Source organism: Longimicrobium sp. (genome assembly GCF_036387355.1).
Lineage (GTDB): Bacteria > Gemmatimonadota > Gemmatimonadetes > Longimicrobiales > Longimicrobiaceae > Longimicrobium.
This window is the reverse complement of sequence record NZ_DASVTX010000231.1, coordinates 1-9,660: the sequence shown is the minus strand read 5'-3', so window position 1 is coordinate 9,660 and position 9,660 is coordinate 1. Positions and strand designations below refer to the sequence as shown.

The following is a 9,660-nucleotide window of genomic DNA, read 5'->3' as shown; positions in this document are numbered from 1 at the left end:
CCCGAAGTTCCCTATTCCCTATTCCCTCTTCCCTATTCCCTATTCCCTATTCCCTATTCCCTAGTCCCTATTCCCTATTCCCTATTCCCTATTCCCTATTCCCTATTCCCTATTCCCTATTCCCTATTCCCTATTCCCTATTCCCTATTCCCTATTCCCTATTCCCTGCCCTTGTGGTACGGCTCCCCGCGCAGGATCGTCCCCGCGCGGTACAGCTGCTCCGTGAGCACCAGCCGCGCGAGTTCGTGCGGCAGGGTAAAGGCGCCGAGGGAGAGCAGGTGCGTGGCGCGCGACAGGATCTCGTCCGAGAGGCCGTACGCGCCGCCGATCAGGAACGCGGCCCCGGGGCTGGCGCGCACCTGCAGGTCGGCGAGGTACGCGGCGAGCTTCGGCGAGTCCCACGCCTTTCCCGTCTCGTGCAGCGCGATGACGTCGCACCCCGCCGGCACGCGGGCCAGCAGTCGCTTCCCTTCCTCGTCGCGCACCCGGGGCGCGTCGCCGCGGCCGCGGTACGCCTCCTCCTTGAGCTCCGCCGACTCGAACGTGAAATAGCGCCGCGCGCGCGTCTCGTATTCCGAGATCGCATCGCCCACGGCGCCCTTCGCCCGCCCGATCACTGCCACGCCAACCTTCATCCCGAGGGTACGGTTCGAGGGTGCAACAGGTTAGATCAACCGGGGCGGCGTCTCCGAATCATCAGGCTCATCCGGATCATCTGAATCAATGCCGAGTTCCGCCAGCAACGCGGCTGATTCGGCGAGATCCTCCTCGACCGAGCACGTGCGCATCTGGCCAGCGCGGTAGGCGCGAACCCGCGCCTCGATCTCCCGGCTCCACGCGGCATCCACGCGCGCCTGCTCCTCGGGCGAGAGCGGGCTCTGCTCCGATTCCCAAGAAGCCGCTCCAGAGTGCTCCATGATTCGCCTATCCGCGCCGCGCAGCTGATAATCTGCCGACCCGCAAAGCCACGGGCAGCGTTGCCTGCGTCCAATTTAACCGCGCGTCAGCGGATCACCAAGGGATGGCAGGCGACGTTTGTCTGTAAGGTAAGTGGTCCAGAACTTCACCGGGTGATGGCGCCACCGGGCTGCTCCGACTCCGAATCTATCGGCACGGCGCGCACCAATCCGCGGATATGCTCAAGGACCTGCTCGTGGCTGAGATCCTGAATCTCGCGTCCCAGCTGATCGCGGATGTCACGCATCATACCCACGGCATCCACTTGAAAGTCAGGATTATTCATCAGCCGTAACCTCCCTCAGCGGATCACCAAGGTGTCGCGCAGGCAGCGTTCGTTGTCGCGGTGCGGATGGTCGATGTTGTAGTTCAGGCCGCGGCTTTCCTTGCGGCGTATCGCGCAGCGTACCACCAGTTGCGCGCACTCCACCAGGTTGCGCAACTCCACCAGGTCGTGCGTGGGCCGGCACTCCGCCCACAGCGCACCGACGCGCGCCTGGACCTCCGCCAGCCGCGACTCCGCTCCCGCCAGCCACGCATCGGAGCGCACGATTCCCACGCGCTCCCACATCAGATTGCGGACAGCCTCGCGGTCCTCCGCCAAGACGGCGTCATCCACCTCGCGGGTGCCGGCGTGGACGGCCGCCTGGGACGGCTGCAGCGCGGGGGCGGAGCGCAGGTCCGGACCCAGCCGCGCCGCCGCGCGGTGCGCAAAGACGACCGCCTCCAGCAGCGAGTTGCTGGCCAGGCGGTTGGCGCCGTGCACGCCGGTGCACGCCGTTTCCCCCGCGGCGTACAGGCCGGGGACGGTGGTGCGGCCGTCCGTATCCGTCAGCACGCCGCCGCACAGGTAGTGAGCGGCGGGCACCACGGGAAGCGGCTCGCAGAGCATGTCGATCCCCCGCTCCGCCGTCTCCCGCAGAATGTTGGGAAAGCGCTCGCGGATCTCGTGCTCCGGAATGGCCGAGCAGTCCAGCAGCACGTACGGGTCGCCGCTCGCCTTCATTTCCCGGTCGATGGCGCGCGCAACGACGTCCCGCGGCGCCAGCGAAGCGAGCGGGTGATAGTCCTGCATGAAGGGCGTGCCGTCGCGCCGCTTGAGGATTGCGCCCTCGCCGCGGACCGCCTCGGAGATCAGAAACGTGCGCTCCCGGGCGGGATACAGCGCCGTGGGATGGAACTGGATGAACTCCATGTTCGCCACGCGCGCCCCGGCCCGGTACGCCATCGCAACGCCGTCCCCCGTGGCGATGGACGGATTCGTCGTGTGGCGGTACACCTGGCCGGCGCCTCCGGTGGCCAGCATCACCGCGCGCGCGGCGATGGGCACCAGCATCCCCGTCTCGGAATCCAGCGCCAGCACGCCGCAGCAGCGGTCGCCCACGGCGCCGGGCTCGCGCGCGGTCAGCAGATCCACGGCCTGGTGGTTCTCATAGACCGTCACGTTCCCCGTCTCCGCCGCGGCGGCCAGCAGCGCGCGCTCGATCTCGCGCCCCGTGAGGTCGTCCGCGCGGACAATGCGCCGGCGCGAGTGCCCGCCCTCCAGGCCCAGCGACAGGTTGTCGCCCGCGCGGGTGAAGCTCACGCCCAGGTCGATCAGTTCGCGGACGCGTTCCGGGCCCTCGCGAACGAGGACATCCACGGAATCCGGATGACAGAGCCCGGCGCCCGCCACCAGCGTGTCTTCCATGTGCAGCGCGGGCGAGTCGTCCGCGGCGAACACGGCCGCAATGCCGCCCTGCGCCCAGTTGGTGCTGCTTTCCGGGCGGCTCTTCTTGGTGATGATGGCCACGGACCCGTAGCGCGCCGCCTTGAGCGCGAACGAAAGCCCCGCGATCCCCGTCCCCACCACCACCACGTCGGCCTGGATCACGTCGTCGGCTCCTCGATCGCGCGCCGCAGCGCCGCATCCAGCAGGTCAGCCCCGGCGCCCGCCTCCACGCGCTGGTGCAGCACGAAGGCCGGCGCATCCGCGGGAAGCAGGGCGCGAAGCTTCACCGCGTCCTTGTGCGTCATCACCATCCATCCACCCGCCGAACGGGCGCGGATCGCCTCCGCTTCCGCCGCCGTGAACTCGTGGTGGTCCGGGTACAGCGCCGGGTCCACCGTGGCGCCAGTTGCGCGCAGGTGCTCCACGAAGGGCGCGGGCGTGGCGAGCGCGGCCACGGCCAGCACCCGCCTCCCGGCCAGCGCGGAAACCTCCATCGCAGCGGCGCCGTGCAGCGGAACCAGCTCCGCGGGCCGCAGCGCGATCTGCGCGACGGGCATCTCCGGCAGCAGTCGCCCCAGTTCCGCCGCCACCTCGCCCGCGCGCGCGGCGGATGCGCTCTTTCGGGTGATGACGAGCAGGTCCGCGCGCCGGAGCGCGTCCACCCCTTCGCGCCACGGGCCGCGTGGGAGCACGCGCGGATGCGCGTCCCACGATTCCGCGGCGATCAGCACCAGGTCCAGGTCCCGCGCCAGCGCGCGGTGCTGAAACGCGTCGTCCAGCACCACCGCGTCGCACCCGGCGGACTGCGCCTCCCGCGCCGCGTCCACCCGCCGCGCGCCGCGAAACACGGGGACGCCGGGGTTCAGTTCGTGGTGCACCTGGATCTCGTCTTCCCCATAGCCACGCAGGGCGATGGCGGGCTTTCGCCCCCACTCCAGCAGCCGCCGCGCGATCCATGCGGAGACGGGCGTCTTTCCGGCCCCGCCCACCGCCACGTTCCCCACGCTGACGTCGGGGATGCCGACGCGCTCGCTGCGCATCCACCCGCGGTCGAACGCGCCGTTGCGCAGGCGCGTGAGCACGCGGAAGGCGCCCTCCGCGGGCGCGAGCGCCACGTCCGCCGCGCGCCCCGCCGCGCCCGCCTCGCCCGCCCACCAGCGCTGCACCCACGCCTCCACGCTCACGCGCCGCCCCGCGCCGCGGCACCCAGCCGGACGTCCGCCGGGCCGATCCCCGCCCGTCCTCGCCGGACCATGCCCCGGGAACAACCCTCCCCCAGTCTTTTTTGGGGGAGGGTGGGCCGGTGGTGCCGGCCCGGGTGGGGGCCGCCGCGAATCCCGCCGCCCGCGCCGAAGCCCATCCCCGCCATCACCACTTTTCCGCCACGCGCCGCATCAGCCCGCCCAGCCGGACCTCCACGTCGTCCATGATGGTCTGAATCTGCGCCTCGTCCGCGCGGCGCGGCACGAATACCGGCTCGCCGTACGCAATCTGAAGCCGCGCAAAGGGATGCGGGATCAGAAACCGGTCCCATCCGCCGAAGTACGACGCGCGGCTCGCGCCCGACACCACGGGGATGATGGGCGCGCCGGTGCGCTGCGCGATGATGACGGGGCCGGGCTTCATCTTTTCCCGCGGGCCGCGCGGCCCGTCCGGCGTGATGGCCAGCGAGCGGCCGTGCTTTACGTGGCGGATCAGCTCGCGGAGCGCATCCAGCCCGCCGCGGCTGCTGGATCCGCGGACGGCGGTGTACCCCCAGCGGCGCACGGCGCGAGTGATGTATTCCCCGTCGCGGTGCAGGCTTACGAGCGTAACCACGCCCTGGTGGCGGTGGTGGTAGGTGCAGGGGAGCAACCGCCCGTGCCAGAGCGTAAAGATGACGGGCTGCCCCGCGTCCCAGAACGGCCGGAAGTGCTCTTCGCCTTCCGTGCGGTACCGGCACGACGCCATCAGCGCGTCCAGCGCGGCCCCGCCGAGCCCCGCGATCGCGGACTCCTTGAGCGAGAGCCGCGTCGTCATCTCCGACGGAAGCTCCGCCGAAACCTCACCGTCGATCGGCTCGCCGCCGCTCACCGGCCGCTCCGCGTGCGCTCCAGCAGCTCCGCCGCGAGCGCCGCCACCCGCGCGGACGCACCCGGCCCACCCAGGCGGTCGCGCACGCCGGCGAAGCCGTCGATCATCCGGCGGCGCTCCGGCGACGCCTCGTCCAGCAGCGGCAGCACGGCGTCCGCGAGCGCGTCGGGCGTGGCGGCGTCCTGAATGAACTCCGGCGCCACGCGGTCCTCCGCGATCAGGTTGGCGAGCGCGATGTGTGGCACCTTCACCAGGCGGCGCGCCACGGCGTAGCTGGCCGCGTTCATCCGGTAGACCACGATGAGCGGCGTCAGTGCGAGCGCCGCCTCCAGCGTCGTCGTGCCGCTCTTGGCGATCACCGCGGTCGCGTACTGCAGCAACCCGTCCTTGCTGTCCACCAGCGGCCAGCGCGACCCGGCGTATACCGCGCGGTCCATCCCGCCCGGCACGCCGATCACCACCTGCACCCGCGGATCCTTGGACACGACGCGGTCCGCCGCCGCGCTGAACAGCTCCAGGTGGCGCCCCACCTCCTGCGCGCGGCTGCCGGGAAAGAGCGCCAGGATGGGACGCGCGGGGTCCAGCCCGTGCGCCCGCGCCCACTCGCCGCGCGGCAGCGGCGGGGCCGCGCGGTCCAGCAGCGGATGCCCCACGAACGTCGCGTTCACCCCGCCCTTGCGAAGGAAATCCTCCTCGAACGGAAGCACGACGGCCACCCGGTCCGCGTCGCGCGCAAGGTCGCGCACCCGGCTCTTGTGCCAGGCCCACACCTGCGGCGCGATGTAGTACAGCACGGGAATGCCCGACGCCTTTGCGTGGCGCGCCAGGCGGAGGTTGAAGCCGGGGTAGTCGATGGGGATGACCAGGTCCACGCGCTCGCGCTCCAGGGCGGCGAACACGCGCTTGCGCAGGTCCATGAAGAAGGGGAGATGGCGCAGCACTTCCACCAGCCCCATGACGGCGAGCTCGCGCAGTCCGGCGAAGAGCGACACGCCCTCCGCCTGCATCCGCGCGCCGCCAAGGCCAATGAGCCGCGCGTGGGGAAAGCGCTCCCGCAGCGCCCGGGCGAGCGCCGCGCCGTGCAGGTCGCCGCTTTCCTCGCCCGCGGAGATGAAGATCGTCAGCGGGCGGGCGTCCGCGGCCGGCGCAGGCTCAGCCATGCCGGGCGAACGCTCGGGAGACGGGCATCCGCCGACGCGCGCGCGAAGTCACGCGCGCAGGTCCGCCGCGCCCGCGGCCGCGTGCTGCTCGATCTTTTCCATGATCCGCAGCGCCACCTCCAGCGCGTCGCGCCCCGCCTCGCCGCTGACGACCAGCGGGCCTTCGCCGCGCACGGCGGCCACCCACGCTTCCAGCTCCGCGCGCAGCGGCTCCTGCCCGTCGCCCTTCAACTCGATGCGCTCGACGAGTCCCAGCAGCGCCGCCACGCCGATCTCCCCGTCCGGCAGGCGCTGCCCCGGCTTCAATCGAAGGAACTCCCCCGTTCCCGCGGCCAGGTCCAGCGACATGTAGCCGCTGTTCTGAAAGAAGCGCACCTTGCGCATCCGTTCAAAACTCACGCGGCTGGCGGTGATGTTGGCGACCGCGCCGTTGCTGAAGTTCAGCCGCGCGTTGGCGATGTCGGCGCTGGGCGTCAGCACGGGAACGCCGATGGCGTCCAGCCCCTCCACCGGGCGGCGGACGAGGCCCAGCACCAGGTCGATGTCGTGGATCATCAGGTCCAGCACCACCGCCACGTCCGTCCCGCGAGGGTTGAACGGCGCCAAGCGATGGCTCTCCACAAAGCGCGGATCCTCCAGGTACGGCTCGCAGGCCCGCAGCGCGCCGTTGAAGCGCTCCACGTGCCCGGTGGCGACGACGAGCTTCTTTTCCGCCGCCGCCGTGACGATGCGGTTCGCCTCGTCCAGCGTGCTCGCGATCGGCTTTTCAATCAGCAGGTGCACGCCCGCGTCGATGGCCGCCATGGCCACCTGCGCGTGCACCGTGGTGGGGACGGCGATCACCGCCGCGTCCACGTTGGCCAGCAGCTCATCCGCCGTGCGGAATGCGCGCACGCCCAGCTCGGCCGACACCTTGTCCAGCCGCTCGGCGCTGTCGTCGAACACGCCGGCCATCTCCGCGCCCGCCACCTCGCGAAGGATGCGGGCGTGGTGAAAGCCCAGGCTTCCCACGCCCAGCACGCCCACGCGCATCAGAGCGACACCCCGCGCGACGACTTTTCAAAGAAGCCCAGGAACTCCTCCACCTCGGGAAGCGAGCGCAGCTCCTCGCGCGCGCGGGCCAGCGCCTGCGTGGTGTTGTGCGTGCTGCCAAAGAACAGGCGGTAGGCGCGCTTGAGCTCGCGGCGCGTCTCCTCGCTGAAGCCGCGGCGCTGCAGGCCCACGGAATTCAACCCGTACAATTCGACGGGAATCCCCGCCGCCTTCACGAACGGCGGAATGTCCTTGGCGATGCGCGACTGCCCGCCGATGAAGGCGTGCGCACCGATGCGGACGAACTGGTGAATGGGCGTCATGCCGCCGATGATGGCCCAGTCGCCGATGGTCACGTGCCCCGCCATGTTCACGGCGTTGCTCATGATCACGTGGTCGCCGATCTGGCAGTCGTGCGCCACGTGCACGTACGCCATCAGCATGCAGTCGCTCCCCACGCGGGTGTAGCCCAGCGCGGAAGTGCCGCGGTTCAGCGTGGTGTACTCGCGCAGCATCGTGCGCGCGCCCACGACAAGACGGGTGTGCTCGCCGTTGTACTTCAGGTCCTGCGGGTCCGTCCCCAGCACCGCGCCCTGAAAGATGCGGCAGTCCTCGCCCACCTCGGTGTCGCGCTCGATCAGCACGTGGCTGGCGATCTGCGTGCGCGCGCCGATGGTCACGTTGGGCCCGATGATGGAAAACGGCCCCACCGACACGTCCTCGCCCAGCTCCGCCGACGGATCGATGATGGCGGTGGGGTGGATCCTGGCCTCGTTCAAAGTAAGCATCGGCTCCACCTCAACGGTCCACGACGCGGGCCATCATCTCCGCTTCGGCGCACAGCTGGCCGTCCACGGTGCCCACGCCGCGCATCTTTACCGTTGCCCCGCGCACCTGCACCAGCTCCACTTCAAAGCGGATCTGGTCGCCGGGGGTCACCGGCCGGCGCCAGCGCACGTTGTCCAGCCCCAGGAAGTAGATGACCTTGTCCTCCAGCCCCTCCACGTTCTCCAGCACCAGCAGCCCGCCCACCTGCGCCATCGCCTCGATGATCATCACCCCTGGCATCACCGGCCGGCCGGGAAAGTGGCCCTGGAAGAACGGCTCGTTGATGGTGACGTTCTTGAGCCCCACGATGCGCTTGCGCTCCTCGAACTCCACCACCCGGTCCACCAGCAGGAACGGGTACCGGTGGGGCAGGTACTGCATGATCTGCTCGATGTTCAGAATGGGCCGCGCCAGCGCCTTGCGCTCCGCCCGGGCCACAAGCTCCTTCGCGAGCGCCACGTTGCCCAGGTGCCCCGGGCGCTCGGCCACCACGTGCGCCCGCAGCCGCGCCCCCACCAGCGCCAGGTCGCCCACGATGTCCAGCGCCTTGTGGCGCACGAACTCGTCGGCAAAGCGCAGCTCCGTCCCTTCCACCAGCCCCGTTTCGGACAGGACCACGGCGTTCTCCTGCGAGCCGCCCATCGCCAGCCCACGGCCGCGCATGGCGTCCACGTCGCGGGCAAAGCAGAAGGTGCGCGCCGCCAGCACGTCGCCGGGAAAGCGCTCCGCGTCCACGCGAAAGCTGCCGAACTGCCGGCCGATCAGCGGGTGGTCGAACTCGATGGTGGCCGACACGCGCTGGTCCGGCGAGGGGGCCACCACGTACTCCGCGCCCCCCTTGGCGCTCAGCGAGAACGCCTCGTCCACCGTCAGAAAGCGGGCGGGCGCGTCCTGCTCCTCGCGACCGCACTCCGCCAGCAGCTCGTCGAAGGGGCGCGCGCTGCCGTCCGCGGCGGGCACTTCTTCGCCGCTCACTTCCACGTAGGCGTTGTCGATCTGCCGGACCACCATGGCGGCCAGCAGGTGCTCCACCGTGTGGATGCGCGCCTCGCCCAGGCCAATGGAGGTGCCCAGCTCCGTCCCCACCACGTGCGACACGTGGGCGGGCACCTCGGGGCTGCCGTCCAGGTCCGTGCGGCGGAATACGATCCCCGTGTTCACGGGGGCGGGCACAAGGCGCAGCAGCACCTCGGCCCCGGTGTGAAGCCCCACGCCCCGCAGTTCGGCGGGGCGGGCGAGCGTGTTCTGGCGTGGCGTGGTCGTGGGCATGGTTCGCTCGGGGATCGGCTCAGGGGCCGTCGGTCTGCTCTGCATCGGCCGGCGCGCCCTTCGCGCCCCGGCCAAGAACGATCTTTTCCAGCGCCCGCAGGCGCTCCACCAGCCTGGGCAGCGCGAACACCGCGGCCTGCACGCGCAGCGCCTCGCGGTGCGGGCGGGCCGGGTATCCGCTGACGGTGACGCCCGGGTCCACGCTGGCCGTCACCCCGGCCTGCGCGCCGATGCGCGCGCCCGCGCCGATCTCGATGTGGCCCTGCACGCCGGCCTGGCCGCCCAGCACGGCGCCGTCGCCCACCCGCGTGCTGCCGCTGATCCCCACCTGGGAGACGATGATCACGTGGCGCCCGATGCGGCAGTTGTGCCCGATCATCACCAGGTTGTCGATCTTGGTCCCCCGCCCCACCACCGTGTCGCCGATGGAGCCGCGGTCGATGGTGGTGTTGGCCCCCACCTCCACGTCGGCTTCCAGCACGCAGCCGCCCACCTGCGGCATCTTGCGCAGCCCGGCGGCGTCCGGGACGTAGCCGAAGCCGTCCGCGCCCAGCCGGGCCCCGCCGTGCACGATGCAGCGGTCGCCCACCCGCACGCCGTCGTACAGCGTCACGTGGGGGTGCAGCACCA

At 70.9% G+C, this 9,660-nt stretch carries 11 protein-coding genes; all 11 read right to left on the bottom strand.

From position 1 onward, the window contains the following. Positions 1–158: 158 nt before the first annotated feature. Entirely contained in the window at positions 159–635 is a 477-nt protein-coding gene (locus VF665_RS10260) for a 23S rRNA (pseudouridine(1915)-N(3))-methyltransferase RlmH (protein WP_331053330.1), read from the bottom strand. A 30-nt stretch (positions 636–665) separates the two neighbouring features. Further along, positions 666–917: an addiction module protein gene (locus VF665_RS10255; protein WP_331053329.1), complete on the bottom strand. Its 252-nt coding sequence runs from the start codon at positions 915–917 to the stop codon at positions 666–668. Positions 918–1,063: 146 nt separating this feature from the next. Continuing rightward, on the bottom strand, positions 1,064–1,243 hold the full coding sequence (locus VF665_RS10250) for a hypothetical protein (RefSeq protein WP_331053328.1): 180 nt from the start codon (positions 1,241–1,243) through the stop codon (positions 1,064–1,066). Positions 1,244–1,258: 15 nt separating this feature from the next. Continuing rightward, entirely contained in the window at positions 1,259–2,830 is a 1,572-nt protein-coding gene (gene nadB / locus VF665_RS10245) for an L-aspartate oxidase (protein WP_331053327.1), read from the bottom strand. Beyond that, a complete protein-coding gene (locus VF665_RS10240; protein WP_331053326.1) occupies positions 2,827–3,834 on the bottom strand; it encodes a tetraacyldisaccharide 4'-kinase in 1,008 nt (335 codons plus the stop codon). The genes nadB and VF665_RS10240 overlap by 4 nt, the downstream gene beginning before the upstream one ends. A gap of 202 nt (positions 3,835–4,036) precedes the next feature. Beyond that, positions 4,037–4,741, bottom strand: coding sequence for a lysophospholipid acyltransferase family protein (locus tag VF665_RS10235; RefSeq protein WP_331053325.1), 705 nt, complete (start codon positions 4,739–4,741; stop codon positions 4,037–4,039). Continuing rightward, positions 4,738–5,901 (bottom strand): lipid-A-disaccharide synthase, encoded by a 1,164-nt coding sequence (gene lpxB, locus VF665_RS10230; protein ID WP_331053324.1) that lies wholly within the window; start codon positions 5,899–5,901, stop codon positions 4,738–4,740. Before lpxB ends, VF665_RS10235 begins: the two co-directional genes overlap by 4 nt. Before the next feature lie 48 nt (positions 5,902–5,949). Continuing rightward, on the bottom strand, positions 5,950–6,933 hold the full coding sequence (locus VF665_RS10225; RefSeq protein ID WP_331053323.1) for a Gfo/Idh/MocA family oxidoreductase: 984 nt from the start codon (positions 6,931–6,933) through the stop codon (positions 5,950–5,952). Beyond that, positions 6,933–7,721, bottom strand: a complete 789-nt coding sequence (lpxA, locus tag VF665_RS10220) for an acyl-ACP--UDP-N-acetylglucosamine O-acyltransferase (protein ID WP_331053322.1) — start codon at positions 7,719–7,721, stop codon at positions 6,933–6,935. Before lpxA ends, VF665_RS10225 begins: the two co-directional genes overlap by 1 nt. A gap of 10 nt (positions 7,722–7,731) precedes the next feature. Continuing rightward, entirely contained in the window at positions 7,732–9,030 is a 1,299-nt protein-coding gene (locus VF665_RS10215; RefSeq protein ID WP_331053321.1) for a bifunctional UDP-3-O-[3-hydroxymyristoyl] N-acetylglucosamine deacetylase/3-hydroxyacyl-ACP dehydratase, read from the bottom strand. A 19-nt stretch (positions 9,031–9,049) separates the two neighbouring features. Next, positions 9,050–9,660 (bottom strand): UDP-3-O-(3-hydroxymyristoyl)glucosamine N-acyltransferase (locus tag VF665_RS10210; protein WP_331053320.1); only part of this gene is annotated, 611 nt, incomplete at its 5' end.